The 16,463-nt window shown below is 63.7% G+C and carries 16 protein-coding genes; 5 read left to right on the forward strand and 11 right to left on the reverse strand.

The window, feature by feature from the left end; translation table 11 throughout:
- Nucleotide 1 precedes the first annotated feature (1 nt).
- Together U5822_RS02040 and rpoE are read right to left on the reverse strand one after the other, a co-directional pair.
- The gene (locus U5822_RS02040) at nt 2-550 is read right to left on the reverse strand and encodes a sigma-E factor negative regulatory protein (protein ID WP_322853955.1); all 549 of its coding nucleotides are present in this window, start codon (nt 548-550) and stop codon (nt 2-4) included.
- 15 nt (nt 551-565) lie between these two features.
- A complete protein-coding gene (rpoE, locus tag U5822_RS02045; protein WP_322853956.1) occupies nt 566-1,252 on the reverse strand; it encodes an RNA polymerase sigma factor RpoE in 687 nt (228 codons plus the stop codon).
- Between the two features lie 134 nt (nt 1,253-1,386).
- Here rpoE and nadB point away from each other — a divergent pair, with 134 nt between their 5' ends.
- From nadB to U5822_RS02070, 5 genes are all read left to right on the forward strand, one after another.
- Nucleotides 1,387-2,991, forward strand: coding sequence for an L-aspartate oxidase (nadB, locus tag U5822_RS02050; protein ID WP_322853957.1), 1,605 nt, complete (start codon nt 1,387-1,389; stop codon nt 2,989-2,991).
- A gap of 47 nt (nt 2,992-3,038) precedes the next feature.
- Nucleotides 3,039-3,311 carry an FAD assembly factor SdhE gene (locus tag U5822_RS02055; protein WP_322853958.1) on the forward strand — a complete coding sequence of 91 codons (273 nt, stop codon included), beginning with the start codon at nt 3,039-3,041 and terminating at the stop codon, nt 3,309-3,311.
- Nucleotides 3,295-3,777, forward strand: a complete 483-nt coding sequence (locus U5822_RS02060; RefSeq protein ID WP_322853959.1) for a hypothetical protein — start codon at nt 3,295-3,297, stop codon at nt 3,775-3,777. Before U5822_RS02055 ends, U5822_RS02060 begins: the two co-directional genes overlap by 17 nt.
- A 3-nt stretch (nt 3,778-3,780) precedes the next feature.
- On the forward strand, nt 3,781-4,788 hold the full coding sequence (gene ygfZ, locus U5822_RS02065; protein ID WP_322853960.1) for a CAF17-like 4Fe-4S cluster assembly/insertion protein YgfZ: 1,008 nt from the start codon (nt 3,781-3,783) through the stop codon (nt 4,786-4,788).
- Nucleotides 4,789-4,904: 116 nt separating this feature from the next.
- Entirely contained in the window at nt 4,905-5,738 is an 834-nt protein-coding gene (locus tag U5822_RS02070) for an HDOD domain-containing protein (protein ID WP_322853961.1), read from the forward strand.
- A 10-nt stretch (nt 5,739-5,748) separates the two neighbouring features.
- Here the strand turns inward: U5822_RS02070 and ung are convergent, their stop codons facing one another.
- From ung to rplS, 9 genes are all read right to left on the reverse strand, one after another.
- On the reverse strand, nt 5,749-6,480 hold the full coding sequence (gene ung, locus U5822_RS02075) for a uracil-DNA glycosylase (protein ID WP_322853962.1): 732 nt from the start codon (nt 6,478-6,480) through the stop codon (nt 5,749-5,751).
- Nucleotides 6,481-6,483: 3 nt separating this feature from the next.
- Nucleotides 6,484-8,016 (reverse strand): lysine--tRNA ligase, encoded by a 1,533-nt coding sequence (gene lysS, locus U5822_RS02080; RefSeq protein WP_322853963.1) that lies wholly within the window; start codon nt 8,014-8,016, stop codon nt 6,484-6,486.
- A 49-nt stretch (nt 8,017-8,065) separates the two neighbouring features.
- A protein-coding gene (prfB, locus tag U5822_RS02085) for a peptide chain release factor 2 (protein WP_322853964.1) occupies nt 8,066-9,161 on the reverse strand; the annotation gives its coding sequence in 2 pieces (ribosomal slippage) (nt 8,066-9,088 and nt 9,090-9,161; 1,095 coding nt in all).
- A 434-nt stretch (nt 9,162-9,595) separates the two neighbouring features.
- Nucleotides 9,596-11,329, reverse strand: a complete 1,734-nt coding sequence (gene recJ, locus U5822_RS02090; protein ID WP_322853965.1) for a single-stranded-DNA-specific exonuclease RecJ — start codon at nt 11,327-11,329, stop codon at nt 9,596-9,598.
- 6 nt (nt 11,330-11,335) lie between these two features.
- Nucleotides 11,336-12,736 (reverse strand): threonine synthase, encoded by a 1,401-nt coding sequence (gene thrC / locus U5822_RS02095; RefSeq protein WP_322853966.1) that lies wholly within the window; start codon nt 12,734-12,736, stop codon nt 11,336-11,338.
- A gap of 10 nt (nt 12,737-12,746) precedes the next feature.
- Nucleotides 12,747-14,048, reverse strand: coding sequence for a homoserine dehydrogenase (locus U5822_RS02100; RefSeq protein WP_322853967.1), 1,302 nt, complete (start codon nt 14,046-14,048; stop codon nt 12,747-12,749).
- A gap of 159 nt (nt 14,049-14,207) precedes the next feature.
- Nucleotides 14,208-14,951 (reverse strand): DsbC family protein, encoded by a 744-nt coding sequence (locus U5822_RS02105; protein ID WP_322853968.1) that lies wholly within the window; start codon nt 14,949-14,951, stop codon nt 14,208-14,210.
- 119 nt (nt 14,952-15,070) lie between these two features.
- A complete protein-coding gene (gene xerD, locus U5822_RS02110; protein ID WP_322853969.1) occupies nt 15,071-15,973 on the reverse strand; it encodes a site-specific tyrosine recombinase XerD in 903 nt (300 codons plus the stop codon).
- A gap of 110 nt (nt 15,974-16,083) precedes the next feature.
- Nucleotides 16,084-16,440, reverse strand: a complete 357-nt coding sequence (gene rplS / locus U5822_RS02115; RefSeq protein WP_041340442.1) for a 50S ribosomal protein L19 — start codon at nt 16,438-16,440, stop codon at nt 16,084-16,086.
- Nucleotides 16,441-16,463: the final 23 nt, after the last annotated feature.

The raw sequence follows: 16,463 nt of genomic DNA on the forward strand, positions 1-16,463 counted from the left end.
GTCAGTACCCGCTGTCGGTAGCGCTGACCAGGCGCGCGTAACCCACCGAGCCTCGCCCGGCGCCTACGCTGTTGTGCTGGGCGTGTTCGAGCAGGTAGCGACTCATGTGCTCCCACTGCTCCTGATCCAGGCCCCGAAGTGCAATCTCGTCCACCGGCGCCGCCGGCGCGGATTCGGTGGCGGCAACGGAGGCCGCGCTCGGCCCATCGACCGAGTCCCAGCCGGCGCCGGCGCCAAAGCCGATCAACAGCGCCAGGGCCACCATGGCCACCGCCGGCCACTGCCAGCGCGCCACCGGTTTGAGGTCGCCCAGCTCTGCCGACAGCGGGCGTGTCGGACGACCGTCCAGCACTTCCCGCACCGCGCCGCTGACGTCAACGCCATCGGCCGGGGAGTGATTGCTGTGCATCAGCCCCCGAACCTGCTGCCACCGCTGCCACTGGTCCCGAACCTGATCCTGGTGATCGTGGGACAGCAGCCGCCGGACCGAGAGCTCGTCGGCCTCGTCGTCCATCATGGCTGATAGCGTTTCTCTGAGACGATCATCCATAGGATGCACCCTCTACTACGTCACTGTTTGGTTAAGCAAAGGCCCGAGGTGGCGGTCAACGGAATCGCGGGCTCGAAAGATCCGCGACCGCACCGTACCAATCGGACACTCAAGAATTCGGGCAATGTCCTCATAACTGAGGCCATCGTATTCGCGCAGCAGGAAGGCCGAGCGCAGTTCTTCGGGCAACTGGGCGATGGCTTCCGATAGCGCTTTCTGCAATTCCTCGCGCTGCAACAGGCGCTCCGGTGACGCCACGTCCCGGAGCCGGCTGCCATCGTCGAAGTTTTCCGCCTCGGTCACGTCGGCGCTGCCCTGGGGCCGTCGGCCGCGGGATTCCAGGAAGTTTTTGGCGGTGTTGACCGCAATCCGGTACAGCCAGGTGTAGAACGCGCTGTCCCCGCGGAACCGGTCCAGGGCCCGGAAGGCCTTGACGAAGGCTTCCTGGGTCAGGTCCATGACTTCCTGGCTGTCGTACACATAGCGGCTGATGATCGAGGCCACGCGCGACTGGTACTTCACCACTAGCAGGTCGAACGCCGACCGGTCGCCATTCCGCACCTTGCGCACGAGCTGCAGGTCGGTCTGGCTGTCGGGGGTTTCACCCTGTCGCTGGTCTTGATCAGGAGTCATGGACGGTGCGCCGCGCTTCCCTGTGGTTTCGGCCAGTTGTTCGGCCTTCATGAGGTTTCTTTGCGTCATCAGTGCTGTCCGGCGTCCATGGATTGCTCGGGTAAGGCCAACCGGCGGGCGGTCCCCCCTGTCAGGCCAAATAGACAGCACGGGCAAAGTTTAGTTCAATAGACGTCCACATTATGGCCCGCGATCACGACCCAATGCCACAGTCCTACGAATACGATGTCCTGATTATCGGCAGTGGTGCTGCCGGCCTCACCGTCGCCCTGAATCTCCCCGAACATTTGCGGGTCTGCGTCCTGAGCAAGGCGGAGATCTCCAGTGGTGCCACGCTCTGGGCCCAGGGCGGCATTGCCGCGGTTCTGGATGACGACGACACCATCGAGGACCACATCCAGGACACCCTGGCCGCCGGTGCCGGCCTGTGCCACGAGGACGCGGTCCGGTTTACCGTCGAGCACGGCCGGGAAAGCATCGACTGGCTGATCAATTCCGGCGTCGACTTCACCAAGGACGACAACGCCCATTACCACCTGACCCGGGAGGGTGGCCACAGTCACCGGCGCATCATCCACGCCGCCGACGCCACCGGGCACGCGGTTTCCACCACCCTGACCGAACAGGCCAGGGCCCGGACCAACATCGAACTGATGTCGAGCCGGGTGGCCATCGACCTGATCACCCACCGCAAGCTATCGCTGCCGGGCAACCGCTGCGTCGGGGCCTATGTCCTGAATCTGGAAGACAATCACGTCGAGCTCTTCCGTGCCCGCTTCACGGTGATCGCCACCGGTGGCGCTTCCAAGGCCTACCGCTACACCACCAATCCGGACGGTGCCTCGGGCGATGGCATTGCCATGGCCTGGCGCGCCGGCTGCCGGGTCGCCAACATGGAATTCAACCAGTTCCACCCGACCTGCCTGTATCACCCGCACGCCAAGTCGTTCCTGATCACCGAGGCGGTCCGGGGCGAAGGCGGCCTGCTGAAGTTGCCCGACGGCAGCCGGTTCATGGATCGCTTTGACGAGCGCGCCGAGCTGGCACCCCGGGACATCGTCGCCCGCGCCATCGACCATGAAATGAAGCGCCTGGGCGCGGACTACCTGTACCTGGACATCAGTCACAAGCCCGCCGAGTTCATCAAGCATCACTTCCCGACCATCTACGAGAAGTGCCTGGGCTTCGGCATCGACGTGACCAAAGAACCGATCCCGGTGGTGCCGGCCGCGCACTACACCTGCGGTGGCATCATCACCGACGAACGCGCCCGGACCGACGTTAACGGCCTGTACGTGGTCGGCGAAGCCGGCTTCACCGGCCTGCACGGTGCCAACCGCATGGCCAGCAACTCGCTGCTGGAATGCCTGGTGTACGGCCGCTCGGCGGCCCAGGACATCACCCGCCGGGAAGCGGATATTCCGGCGCCGCCGGAGGCACCGGACTGGGACGAAAGCCAGGTCCGGGATTCGGACGAGGACGTCGTTATTTCCCACAACTGGGACGAACTGCGCCACTTCATGTGGGACTACGTAGGTATCGTAAGGACCACCAAGCGGCTGCAACGGGCCAAGCACCGGGTTGATCTGCTGTCCCGGGAAATCGGCGAGTTCTACAGCAACTACCGGGTGTCCAACGACCTGCTGGAACTGCGGAACCTGGTGACGGTGTCCGACCTGATTATCTGCTCGGCGCTGCAGCGCCGGGAGAGCCGGGGACTCCACTACACCCTGGACTACCCTGGATTGAACAATGAAGCCACCGACACCATCCTGGTGCCCACGACCTACCGGACGCTGGCGCCCTGACCCGGCCCGGTAGCGCTTACCCAGTCAACTTACTTATGGAATCTGCCATGTCTGACAACGCAGCCTCAACCGACAATACCGAGTTCAATCGACTGTGGTGGCACAGCCGTCGCGGCATGCTTGAACTGGACAACCTGCTCATTCCATTCATCGAAGAGGTGTACCGGACGCTGCCGGCGGAGGACAAGCTGCGCTACCAGAAGCTGCTGACCTGCGAAGACACCGACATGTTCGAATGGTTCATGCAGCGCAGCCGGCCCCAGGATCCGGACCTGCAACGGATCGTCGACATGATCGTCAACCGTGTCCAGCCGAATTGAGGTCGCCCTCACCCCCTCAATACCCGCCGGCCTGATCGCCGCCCTGCCCTGGTTGGCGCTGACCGCCTTCCTGCTCGTGGCGGCGGGTTCGGCCCAGCCCTGGCTGCTGGCCGGCGTGCCGGTCTCCCTGCTCGGCGCGGCCTGGCAGTTCCGGCGCACCGGACTGCTTCGAGGCCACCGGGCGGTCGCGGGCCTGACGGTTACCGACGGCCAACTCCTGGCCCGACTGGCCGACCAAACCGCCGTGGCCGTGGACGCCGCCGGCGCCAGCCGCCTGGGCCCGCGCCTGACCCTCTTGAAACTGCGCCCGGTCGGCACCACCTCTGGTTCATATTTCACCGTCCTGCTGGCCCCGATCGCCGGCCTTGCCGGCAACGCGTCGGCGGACGATTTTCGTCGCCTGAGGGTATGGCTCCGACTGGGCCGGCCCCGAAAGGAACAGGCGCGACATCCCGATCTGGAGTAATTCATGAGCGATGCCGAACAACCCGAGCCCGGTCTGCCAGCGCAAGCCCTCGCCAGCCTCCCACGCCCGGACAGCGGCTGGTCGCCGGTGAGCAACCGTATCCTGGTGCGCATCAGCGGCCCGGGCACCGACAAGTTTTTGCAGGGTCAGTTCAGCCAGCACCTGGACGAGGTCGTGCCCGGCTTCTCGCCCCGGGCCGCGGCCGCCACCCCGAAGGGCCGGGCCTACTGCCTGACCCGGATGGTCCGGGCCGGCGACGACGTGCTCATCGACCTGGAAGCCGACCTGGCCGAGGCCATCCTGGGCCAGCTGCGTAAATACCTGATGCTGTTTCGGGGCACCTCGGCCCAGGTGCTGGAAGACGGCGCCGTGATCGGCCTGTACGGCAGCCCGGGCGCGGAGCAGTTGGCTGGTGCGGCGCTGGCCGACCTCAAGGCCCCGGGCGATACTCTCGAATTGCCCGCCGGGTTCCTGATCCGGGTGGAGCCCACCGCTGACGGCGTGCCCCGGTTTGAGCTCTGGCAGCCCGAGGCCGCTGCCACCGGTCTGACCGAGGCCGATGAGCACACGCCGGCCGACTGGCAGGCGAGCGACATGGCCGCCGGCATTGCCCGCCTGACCACCGAGACCACCGAGGCGTTCGTGCCCCAGATGCTGAACTGGCAGCACCTGGGCGGCGTGCACTTCAAGAAGGGCTGCTACACTGGCCAGGAAGTCATTGCCCGGATGCACTTCCTCGGCCAACTGAAAAAGAGCCTGTTCCGCTTCCGGCTGGCCCAGGCCCCGGCGCCGAGCCCGGGCGTCCAGGTCGTGGCCGGCGACAAGAGCGTCGGCACGGTGGTGGATGCCGTTGGCTTCACCGATGGCAGTGCCGAGGTGCTGGCAGTGGTTCGGCACGATGCCGCCGACGGCCCCCTGGCTATCGACGGCGGGCCGGACCAGGTCCTGGAACCCTTGCCCCTGCCCTACCCGGTGCCGGAGCGGGGCGAAGGCGCCACACCGGATACATAAGTTGACAGGAAAACCCGCGTCAATTTGCTATAACGTAGCTCACTCTTTTGATTTTATTGGACGCCGGCCCCGGTCATCCGCCGGCATCGCTTCTGACAACCGGACTGTTACTGACCATGTCGAATATCGTCGAAACCATCAAAACCGATCTGATCAGCGCCATCGAAAACGACAAACTGGTGCTGCCGACCCTGCCCGAGGTGGCCTTGCAGGTACGCGAGATTGCCGAGTCCGAGGATTCGGCGATCAACGACCTGGTCAAAGTCATCAGCAACGATACGGCACTGTCCGCACGCATCATCCGGGTCTGCAACAGCCCGCTGTTCCGGGGCAGCCGCGCCATCGAGAACCTGAACATGGCGGTCAGCCGCCTGGGCATGGCCTACACCAGTAACCTGGCCATGGGCCTGGCCATGGAGCAGATGTTCCAGGCCACCTCGGACATGATCGACAAGCGCCTGCGCGCGACCTGGCAGACCAGCACCGAAGTCGCCGGCATCTGCCACGTCCTGGCCCAGCACTACACCAAACTGAAAGCCGACCAGGCGACACTGGCCGGACTGGTGCACCTGATCGGGGTGCTGCCGATCCTGCGCTATGTGGAAGACCAGGACATCCAGATCAGCAGCATCATGCTCGACAATGTGATCGACGAGCTGCATCCCCGGGTCGGGGCGACGATCCTGGAGAAGTGGGATTTCCCGAAGGAACTGCAGAACGTGCCCCTGGAGTTTGCCAACTTCCAGCGCCAGGTGGCGCAGACCGATTACGCGGACCTGGTCATGGTGGCGAACCTGCAACTGGTGGCCGGTTCTGACCACCCCTGGACCGAAATGGACTGGAATGGCATCAGCGCGTTCGACCGTCTGGGCCTGGATCCCAACATCGACATGAGCGAGGAAGAAGACCTGAACGCGCAGATGGAAGCCGCGATGGCGCTTCTGCAGTAATACCGGTCAATCAGTTGCGGTAACGGGCGATCAGCTCGGCCTTGGAGGGCAGCGTCCAGTCGATGGATGGCTGCCCTTTTTGTTGCAGCCAGTCGTTGGTCTGGGAGAAGTGGCGGCAGCCGAAGAAACCCCGGTAGGCGCTCAGGGGGGACGGGTGCGGCCCCTCCAGCACCAGGTGCCGCTGCCGGTCAATGTGCCGGCCCTTTTTGCGGGCGTAGCTGCCCCAGAGCAGGAACACCACGCCTTCGCGCTCCCGGTTGACGGTCTCGATCACCCGGTCGGTAAAGGTTTCCCAACCCTGGCCCTGGTGGGCCCCGGCCTCGCCCTGCACCACCGTCAGGACACTGTTGAGCAGCAGCACTCCCTGGTCGGCCCAGGGCTGCAGGCAGCCGTGATCCGGCGCGGGAATCCCCAGATCGCTGTCGATTTCCTTGAAAATGTTGACCAGGGAGGGCGGCGGCGGCACGTCCGGCCGCACCGAGAAACACAGACCGTGGGCCTGGCCCGGCCCGTGGTAGGGATCTTGGCCCAGGATCACCACCGAGACCTTGTCCAGAGGCGTGCTGTTGAGGGCGTTGAAACAGTGTTTGCTGGCCGGGAACAGGACCTTGCCGGCCTGCTCCTCGGCCGCCAGGAATTCCGCCAGCGCGTGCATGTACGGCTCGCGGAACTCAGTGGCCAAGTGATCGGTCCAGCCCCGGTCGGATTTGAGCTGGCTGGCCAGAACCTCAACCGGGCTCACCGATCACTCCTCGTCCTGACGCTGGTCCGGCTTGTGCTCCGGACGCATGGCCGGGAACAGGATGACGTCGCGGATGGACGGGCTGTCGGTCAGCAGCATGGCCAGGCGGTCGATGCCGATGCCTTCGCCCGCGGTCGGCGGCAGCCCGTACTCCAGCGCCATCACGTAGTCCTCGTCGTAGAACATGGCCTCGTCGTCGCCGGCGTCCTTCTCGGCCACCTGCTCCTGGAAACGCTCGGCCTGGTCCTCGGCGTCGTTCAGCTCGGAGAAGCCGTTGGCGATTTCCCGACCGCCGACGAAGAACTCAAAGCGCTCGGTCACGAACGGGTTACTGTCCTTGCAGCGGGCCAGCGGCGACACCTCCTTCGGGTACTCGGTGATGAACGTCGGCTGCATCAGGCGGTGCTCGGCGGTGGCCTCGAAAATCTCGATCTGCACCTTGCCCAGGCCCCAGCCGTCTTTCAGATGGATACCCAGATCCTTCGCGACCTGACGGGCCGAGGTTTCGTCCGCCAGCTGCTCGGCGGTCACATCCGGGTTGTGGCGCTGGATCGCCTCGACCACGGTCAGGCGCTCGAACGGCTTGCCAAAATCGTACTCGATGGTTTCCTCGCTGCCATCGGCCAGGGTACGGCTGTTCACCACGGTGGTGGTACCCAGCACCTTGTCGGCGATGGTGCGCAGCATGTCCTCGGTCAGATCCATCAGGTCGTTGTAGTCGGCGTAGGCCTGGTAAAACTCGACCATGGTGAATTCCGGGTTATGACGGGTCGACAGGCCCTCGTTCCGGAAGTTGCGGTTGATCTCGAACACCCGCTCGAAACCACCCACCACCAGGCGCTTGAGGAACAGCTCCGGGGCGATACGCAGGTACATGTCGATGCCCAGGGCGTTATGGTGGGTCACGAACGGCCGCGCGGTGGCACCACCGGGGATCACCTGCAGCATCGGGGTTTCCACTTCCATGAAGTCCCGGTCGGTGAAGTACTGGCGCATGGCGCTGATGATCTTGGAACGGGCGTGGAACACCCGACGGCTGTCCTCGTTCACCATCAGATCCACATACCGGTGCCGGTAGCGGGCCTCGGTGTCGGTCAGGCCCTTGTGCTTCTCCGGCAACGGCCGCAGCGACTTGGTCAGCAGCACGTACTCGTCCATGGTCACGTACAGGTCGCCCTTGCCCGACTTTGACAAGGTGCCCTTAACACCCACGATGTCGCCCAGATCCCAGTGCTTGGTGTCCTTCTGGACATCCTTGGAGGCGTAGATCTGAATGCGGCCGGAGGCATCCTGAACCACCTTGAACGCCTTCCGGTCCAGCATCATCCGGCCGGCAATGGCGACCTTGATGCCCAGGGACTCCAGCTCTTCCTTGCTCCTGTCGCCGTATTTGGCCTGCAGCTCAGCGGCCGTGGCGTCCCGGCGAAAATCGTTGGGGAAGGCATTGCCCTGCTCGCGCAGCTCCGACAATTTGGCGCGACGCTCGGCAATCAGCTTGTTGTCCTCTGGCTGGGCATTCTGAGTGTGTTCAGTCATGTTGGCTCACTAAAATCGGGAATGTCGGTTGGGCTTGGCGCGGTAGAACCTACAGCGCCATTTTCAGACTGGCTTCGATGAACTTGTCGATATCACCATCGAGCACTGACTGGGTGTTGCTGGTTTCGACCTTGGTGCGCAGGTCCTTGATCCGGCTGTCGTCGAGCACATAGGAACGGATCTGGCTGCCCCAGCCGATGTCGGCCTTGGCGTCCTCGGCCTTCTGCTTCTCGGCGTTACGCTCCTGCATCTCGCGCTCGAACAGCTTGGCCTTCAACTGCTTCATGGCCTGGTCTTTGTTCTGGTGCTGGCTTCGGCCAGCCTGACAGGCCACCACAATACCGGTCGGGTTGTGAGTCAGACGCACCGCGGACTCGGTCCGGTTAACGTGCTGACCACCGGCACCGGAGGCGCGGTAGACGTCGACGCGCAGGTCGGCCGGGTTGATCTCGACCTCGAAGCTGTCGTCCACTTCCGGCGACACGAACACCGACGAGAACGAGGTGTGACGGCGGTTGCCGGAGTCGAACGGCGATTTCCGCACCAGGCGATGCACCCCGGTCTCGGTGCGCAGCCAGCCGTAGGCGTAATCGCCCTGGATGTGAATGGTGGCACTCTTGATGCCCGCCACTTCACCTTCCTGCAACTCGACGATCTCCGCCTTGAAGCCCCGACGCTCCGCCCAGCGCAGGTACATGCGCAGCAGCATGTTGCCCCAGTCCTGGGCCTCGGTACCGCCGGAACCGGCCTGGATGTCCAGGTAGGCGTTGTTGGCGTCCATTTCGCCGGAGAACATCCGGCGAAACTCCAGCTTCTCGAGTTCCTTGTCGAGCCCTTCCAGATCGGCTTCGATCTCGGCGACGGTGGCTTCGTCTTCTTCCTCGGCCGCCAGCTCCAACAGACTTTCGGCGTCGCCTAGCCCGCTGGTGAGGTTGTCGATGGTTTTCACGATCAACTCAAGATCGGAACGTTCCTTACCCAGCGCCTGGGCCCGTTCGGGATCGTCCCAAACCGTCGGCAACTCCAGTTCACGCTCTACTTCGACCAGTCGTTCACTCCGCTGATCGTAGTCAAAGATACCCCCTGAGCGCTTCAGTGCGCTCACGAAGCTCTTTAATCTTCGTCACAATGGGATTAATTTCCATGAAACCCTTACTCGCTCTTGAAAATGATGAGTAAAAACAGAGGCGGGATTCTACCGGAAATCGGTTTGTAAATCAGCCTGCGGGTTTCCGCACAGGGAAGTTGACTTGACTGGCCCTGGGGGGCTGGCCGCCGCCCGGGGTGTCTTTTCTTCTGGGAAAAGAACTCGCTACGCTCGGACACCTTTTCCCGGCAGAAAAGACACCCCGGACCCCGTCCGATTCTCACGACGGCAAATAACAACCGCGATTGGCGAGTCTCGACTTTTGGGGGTACTGACAGGCGGTCAGCACTGTTGTCTGCCGGCTACGGTGTGGGGGGAGGTTTTCTGCAGCAAAAAGCTGTCCGAGCGCAGCGAGTTCTTTTTGCGAAAGAAAAGCTTCCCCCGCGCCGGAGCCAGCCCCCAAGCCAACAGTTCACCCAGAAACCAAAAGAGTCAGCCCAACGGCTCCAGATAATCCACCAAAAGCTGCAAATTGGTCCGTCCCCGGAAGGTATTGGCATCCGGTTTGTAGACCACCCGAGCCCCGGTGCGGGTGTAGTCAGGCACTTCGGGCCCGGTGTTGAAGGCAATGCCGTCGACGATGCCGCCGCCGTCCACCGGCTGCAACACCAGCTTCAGGTGATTTTCGCCTACGATGCGCTGACTGACCACGCGGAACTCGCCGTCGAACACCGGCTCGGGGAAATGCTGGCCCCAGGGACCGGCCCGCTTCAGCAGCGCGGCGGTATCCAGGGTGAGTTCGTCCGGCGTCAGCGGGCCGTCGGTGGTGATGGCGGCCTCCAGGTCCTCCGCGCTCAGGGTGTCCCGCACGGCGCGGTCGAAGGCGTCGGAGAAGGCATCCAGATCGTCCTTTGCCAGGGTCATGCCGGCGGCCATGGCGTGACCGCCGAATTTCTTCAGCATGCCCGGGTGGCGGGCATCCACCGCGGCCAGCACGTCGCGGATGTGCAGGCCGGGAATCGACCGGGCCGAACCTTTGATGTCCTCGCCGTTGTCGTCCCGGGCGAAGGCAATGGTCGGACGGTGGGTCTGCTCGCGGATGCGCGCCGCCAGGATGCCGATGACCCCCTGATGCCAGTCCGGATCGAACAGCGCCAGACCCCAGGGCAGACCCTCGATGTCCAGGGACATCGACGCCAGCAGGTCCTGAGCCTGGGATTTCATGTCTTTTTCGATGGTCCGCCGTTCCCGGTTGAAGGTATCCAGCTCCCGGGCCAGCCGACGGGCCTCGTCCGGGCTGTCGGCGAGCAGGCAGGCGATGCCGATGCTCATGTCGTCCAGGCGCCCGGCGGCGTTCAGGCGCGGGCCCACGACGAAGCCCAGGTCGGTGGAACTGATGGCGCTGTGGTCACGGCCGGCCACTTCCAGCAGCGCCAGGATGCCGGGCCGGGCTTCGCCCCGGCGGATCCGGCGCAGGCCCTGTTCGACAAGAATCCGGTTGTTGTGGTCCAGCGGCACCACGTCGGCCACGGTACCCAGGGCCACCAGGTCCAGCAGGGTCCCGAGGTTCGGTTCCGGCTCGGGCAGGCGCCCCACTTCCCGCAGGTGCTTGCGCAGCGCGGTGAGCACGTAGAACATCACCCCGACACCGGCGGCGTTCTTGCTCAGGAAGGGACAGCCCGGCTGATTCGGGTTCACGATGGCGTCGGCGTTCGGCAGGGACTCGCCGGCCAGGTGGTGGTCGGTGATCACCACCCGGATCCCCAGATCCCGGGCCGCCTGCACGCCCTCCATGGCGGAGATGCCGTTGTCGACGGTCACCAGCAGATCTGGCAAATCCCCTTCGTCCCGCAGCCGCTCGATGATGCCCGGGGTCAGGCCGTAGCCGTCGGAAAAGCGGCTGGGTACCCGGAAATCCAGGCTCTGCAGCCCGAGCATGGACAAGCCGAGCATGGCGACCGCGGTGCTGGTGGCGCCATCGGCGTCAAAATCCCCCAGGATCAGCACCCGTTGTTGCTGCTCGATGGCCTCGGCCAGCAACTCGACGGCACGGTCGATGCCCTGCAACGCCATGGGCGACGCCAGGGATTTCAGGGTGTAGCTCAGCTGGTCATCGGACTGGACACCCCGGGCCGCGTACAGGCGCCGGAGCAAGGGAGGCAGGTTTTGCCCCCAGGCCGGCACGCTGGCCGGCTGGGGGCGACGCAGGATCTTTTTCGGTGTCATTCCGGATCAGGCGTTTTTCCAGTGTTTGGCGATAAATTCCTGGACCCCGGCAATGTTGTTGTCCAGCACGGTGTAGTTTTCGTCGCGCTCGAACAGATCCGCCATATGGGCCGGAAGCTGGGGCTTCACAGTCAAACCGGACTCGGCAATGGCGTCCGGGAATTTGGCCGGATGGGCCGTGCCCAGGGTGATCATGGGCACCGAGCTGTCGCGCCGGCAGTTGCGGGCCGCCCGTACGCCGATGGCGGTGTGCGGATCCAGCAGGTATTCGTTCTGCTCGTAGATTTCGCGAATGGTCTCGCAAGTGCCCTTGTCATCGACCGCATCGCTGTCGAACAGCTTGCGCGCGTGCTTCCAGCGGTAGTCCTCGATGCTGACCGGGCCCTTGCTGGCGTTTTCCAGCAGGGTCTTGACCGCCTGTCCGTCTCGGCCGTGCAGATCGAACAGCAGGCGCTCGAAGTTGCTGGACACCATGATGTCCATGCTCGGCGACAGGGTATGCTCGAGCTGGTGCTGCTCGTACTTATTGCCGCTCATGAACCGGTGCAGGATGTCGTTGCGGTTGGTGGCGATGACCAGCTGGGAAATGGGCAGGCCCATTTTCTTGGCCAGGTAGCCGGCGAAGATGTCGCCGAAGTTACCGGTCGGAACCGAGAACGCCATGCTCCGGTCCGGGCCACCCAGGGCCAGGGACGCCTGGAAGTAGTACACGATCTGAGCCATGATCCGGGCCCAGTTGATCGAGTTGACCGCCGCCAGTTGGGTCTTGCCAGCCAGGAAGCCCTGATTGCCAAAGCTTTCCTTCACCATGCGCTGGCAGTCGTCGAAATTGCCACGCACCGCGATGTTGTGGATGTTGTCGCCTTTGACCGTGGTCATCTGACGGCGCTGCACCTCCGACACCCGCTCGTGGGGGTGCAGGATGAAGATGTCCACGTGCTCGCAGCGGCGGCAGCCTTCGATGGCCGCCGAGCCGGTGTCACCCGAGGTGGCCCCCATGATCACCACGTGCTGCTTGCGCTTTTCCAGCACGTAATCCAGCAGCCGTCCCAGCAGTTGCAGGGCAAAGTCCTTGAACGCCAGGGTGGGTCCGCGGAACAGCTCCATGACCCACTCATTGGCATCCAGCTGCACCAGCGGCGCAACGGACTGGTGACTGAACACCGAGTAGGTGTCATCCAGCATCTTGCGGAAATCGTCGGCCGGAATGGCGTCATCCACGAACGGGTGCATGACGTTGAAGGCCAGTTCGCTGTAGGACAGACCGCGCCAGCTGCGGATCTCCTCCAGGCTGAAATGGGGCAGCGATTCCGGCACGTACAGACCGCCATCGCTGGCCAGGCCAGTGAGCAGAACGTCTTCAAAGCCCAGTGCGGGGGCTTCGCCCCGCGTACTGATATATCTCACGAGGGTACCTTCAGTTAAAGTTTTCAGCGCGGATGCGGACAACCTGACCGTCGATGTCGGTCAGGGCTTCCAGCTCCTCGATGGCGCGGTTCATCTGCCGCTCCTGGACCGTGTGGGTCAGGATAATCACGGGGATGCGACCGTCCTTCAACTCCGACTCCTTCTGCATGATGGACTCGATGTTGATGCCATGCTCGCTGAGGACCGAGGCGATCTTGGCCAGCACGCCCGGGTGGTCCAGGGCGGTGATGCGCAGGTAGTAGGCGGACTGAATGTCCTCCATCGGCAGCACATCCAGCTGCTCCAGCGCGGCCGGCTCGAAGCCCAGGTAGGGCACGCGCTGGGCGCTGCCACTGGCAACGGCACGGGCCACGTCCACGATGTCGGCAATGACCGCCGAGGCGGTGGCCTCGTCACCGGCGCCGGGGCCGTAGTACATGGTCTGGCCAACGGCGTCGCCGTCCACCAGCACCGCGTTCAGCACCCCGTCGACCTGGGCAATCAGGTGGCTCTGGGGCACCAGGGTCGGATGAACCCGCAGCTCGATGCCGTCGTCGCGACGACGGGCAATACCCAGGTGCTTGATCCGGTAACCCAGCAGCTCGGCGTGGGAAATGTCGTACGGGGTGATCTTGGAAATGCCTTCGGTGAAGCCTTTCTCGAACTGCAGCGGAACCCCGAAGCCGGCGGAGGCCAGGATGGTCAGCTTGTGCGCGGCATCGATGCCTTCCACGTCAAAGGTCGGGTCGGCCTCGGCGTACCCCAGGTCCTGGGCTTCCTTCAGCACTTCGGAGAATTCGCGGCCGGCGCGCATTTCGGTAAGGATGTAGTTGCCGGTGCCGTTGATGATCCCGGCAATCCAGTCGATGCGGTTGGCAGCCATGCCCTCGCGGATCGACTTCATGACCGGGATGCCACCGGCCACACCGGCCTCGTAGGCAACCACGACGCCCGCCTTCTCGGCCGCCTCGAAGATTTCGTTGCCGTGCACCGCGATCAGCGCCTTGTTGGCGGTCACCACGTGCTTGCCATTGCGGATCGCAGCCAGCACCAGCTCTTTCGCGGTTTCATAGCCACCAATCAGTTCCACCACAATGTCCACGGCTGGATCGTTCACCACGTCAAAAATGTCGGTGGTAAACGGCACCTCTCCGAGATCCATGTCGGTCCGGGGACGGCGACTGGCAATCCGGGTAATTCGGATGTTGCAGCCAGCCCGGCCGGCAATGAGCCTGGCATTGCGGGCCAAAACATTGAAGGTACCGCCGCCAACGGTTCCCAGTCCGCAGATTCCGACACTGACGTCTTTCAAACTCTCACCTCTGATCCCGAAGGGTACTGATGAATTGCATTTAGGGACGCATAGTATACCCATTCAGGTGGCCTTGAATAAGCCCTGAACAGTCAGTGATTAAAATCCGTGAAAGACCCCGCACCGGGGCGGGGTCGAGAGGGACGAGCGCAGGCGGGATCAGAGCAGGCCGAGACCCTGGGCAAGGTTGTTGGCGGGCACATAGCCGCGCACCATGTTGCCGTCTTCCAGCACGATGGCCGGGGTGCCGGTAACACCAACCTGGCCGCCGAGCTGATACTGCTCCAGTACCGGGTTGTCGCAACTGGCCTGGGCAACGGAGCGACCTGCCTTGGCGTCGTCCATGGCGGCTTGCGGGTCTTCGGAGCACCATACCGACACGTACTTCTGGAACGACGGCGTACCCGGGCCGGAGCGCGGGAAGGCGTAGTAGTTCACCGTGATGCCGTAGGCGTTAAGCTGGGGCACCTCGTCATGGAGTTTCCGGCAGTAGGGGCAGTCGATGTCGGTGAACACGCTGATCACCGCTTTCTCGTTTTCGGCCGGAAAGCGGATCACGCCCTCGTCACCGAACGCCGCCATCGTCTGTTCCCGCTGGCTGGCTCGAGCCTCCTCGGTGACGTTGGCAATGCCGTTTTCGGTGATCTTGAGCAGATCGCCGGTCAGCAGATACTGGCCGTCCGCGGTGGTGTAGATGGTGTCACCGTTGTTGCTCTGGACCTCGTACAGGCCCTCGGCTTCGGATTCACGCACCGACTGGACCTTCAGGCCCGGGACGGCGCTGGTCAGGCGCTCGGCGATTGCGTCTTCAACCTCACCGGCCAGCACCGGCACCGCTGTCAGGCCGCTGACCAACAGGCCGGCCACAAGGACCACTCGCTTCAACTTCATTCTGGCAGACATACTTTAATCCAGTCAGATGACATGGGACCCGGCCGCACAGGGTCGAGCCATGGATACGCTACTGCGACACAGGCCGGCCGCAAAAGTTCAACGGGCTACCTTAACCAAAATCCGGCAACTCAGCCACGGGGATGATGGGCCTGATGAAGACTCTGTAACCGCTGGCGTGCGACGTGGGTGTAGATCTGGGTGGTGGACAGGTCGGAGTGACCAAGCAGCATCTGCACCACTCGCAAGTCCGCACCGTGGTTGAGCAGATGGGTGGCAAAGGCATGCCGGAGGGTGTGGGGCGACAGATGCTTGCGAATGCCAACCCGGGCGGCGTAGTGCTTGATGCGGTACCAGAAGGTCTGGCGGGTCATGGCGGCCGGCCGGTTGCCGGGAAACAGGGCGTCGCAGGAACGCCCCTTGAGCAACTCGGCCCGGGCCTCTTTCATATACCGCAGCAGCCAGTCCACCGCCTCCTCGCCCAGCGGCACCAGGCGCTCTTTGTCGCCCTTGCCGGAAATGCGTACCACGCCCTGACGCAGGTTGACCTGATCGACCCGAAGCCCGGTCAGCTCCGAGACCCGAAGTCCGCAGCCGTAGAGAATTTCCATCATCGCCTTGTCCCGGAGCTCGATGGGCAGCTCCGGGTCCGGCTCGGCCAACAGAGCCTCGACGTCAGCCTCGGTCAACGAGTCGGGCAGGCGCCGCGGCAGGCGCGGGCTGTCGATCCGCAAGGTCGGGTCTTCGGCGATCAGGCCCTCGCGCAACAGATACCGGTAGAACCGGCGCATGCCGGACAGGCGGCGGGCGGCGGTGGACGTCTTGACCCCCTGCGCCAGGCCGCTGGACATCCAGGCCAGCAGATGGGTCCGGTTCGCCGCCATCAGCAAGGGCCGTCCGGGCTGGCCTTCCAGCCAGGCCGCCAGTCGGGCAAGGTCACTGCGGTAGGCCTGCCGGGTCTTCTCACCCAGACCATCCTCAAGCCAGATGGCATCGGCAAAACGGGTGATGATCGCCTCATCTTCCGGTCTCACGACTCCTCCTACGGGCTATCCGGCCTGAGCACGTCCGACCCATGGGCCAGACACAAAAAAAGCAGCCAGAGGCTGCCTTTTTGACTGCGTACTGTTCAGCGTGCCGCTGATCAGCCCAGCTTTTCCTTGATGCGAGCTGCCTTACCAGACAGGTCACGCAGGTAGTACAGCTTGGCCTGACGCACGTCACCCCGACGCTTCACGCTGATGCCGTCGATCAGCTTGGAGAAGGTCTGGAAGGTACGCTCTACGCCCACACCGTAAGAAATCTTACGAACGGTGAAGGAGGAGTTCATGCCACGGTTACGCTTGCCGATGACAACACCCTCGAACGCCTGCAGACGCTCACGGTTACCCTCGGTGACGCGAACCTGTACGACCACGGTGTCACCCGGCGCAAAGGCAGGGATTTCCTTGGTCATCTGTTCTGCTTCAAGTTGACTGATGATGTTGTTCTTGCCGCTCATCGTAATGCTCCTGATACCCAATC

The organism is Marinobacter qingdaonensis, assembly GCF_034555935.1.
Lineage (GTDB): Bacteria > Pseudomonadota > Gammaproteobacteria > Pseudomonadales > Oleiphilaceae > Marinobacter > Marinobacter qingdaonensis.

Bases quoted from the DNA above. Each gene is read 5' to 3' on its own strand.
- recJ (WP_322853965.1), bottom strand. From the start codon at position 11,329: ATGACACCGAAAAAGATCCTGCGTCGCCCCCAGCCGGCCAGCGTGCCG.
- U5822_RS02105 (WP_322853968.1), bottom strand. From the start codon at position 14,951: ATGTCTGCCAGAATGAAGTTGAAGCGAGTGGTCCTTGTGGCCGGCCTG.
- rplS (WP_041340442.1), bottom strand. From the start codon at position 16,440: ATGAGCGGCAAGAACAACATCATCAGTCAACTTGAAGCAGAACAGATG.
- ygfZ (WP_322853960.1), top strand. From the start codon at position 3,781: ATGAGCGATGCCGAACAACCCGAGCCCGGTCTGCCAGCGCAAGCCCTC.
- lysS (WP_322853963.1), bottom strand. From the start codon at position 8,016: ATGACTGAACACACTCAGAATGCCCAGCCAGAGGACAACAAGCTGATT.
- U5822_RS02040 (WP_322853955.1), bottom strand. From the start codon at position 550: ATGGATGATCGTCTCAGAGAAACGCTATCAGCCATGATGGACGACGAG.
- U5822_RS02055 (WP_322853958.1), top strand. From the start codon at position 3,039: ATGTCTGACAACGCAGCCTCAACCGACAATACCGAGTTCAATCGACTG.
- nadB (WP_322853957.1), top strand. From the start codon at position 1,387: ATGCCACAGTCCTACGAATACGATGTCCTGATTATCGGCAGTGGTGCT.
- rpoE (WP_322853956.1), bottom strand. From the start codon at position 1,252: ATGACGCAAAGAAACCTCATGAAGGCCGAACAACTGGCCGAAACCACA.
- U5822_RS02070 (WP_322853961.1), top strand. From the start codon at position 4,905: ATGTCGAATATCGTCGAAACCATCAAAACCGATCTGATCAGCGCCATC.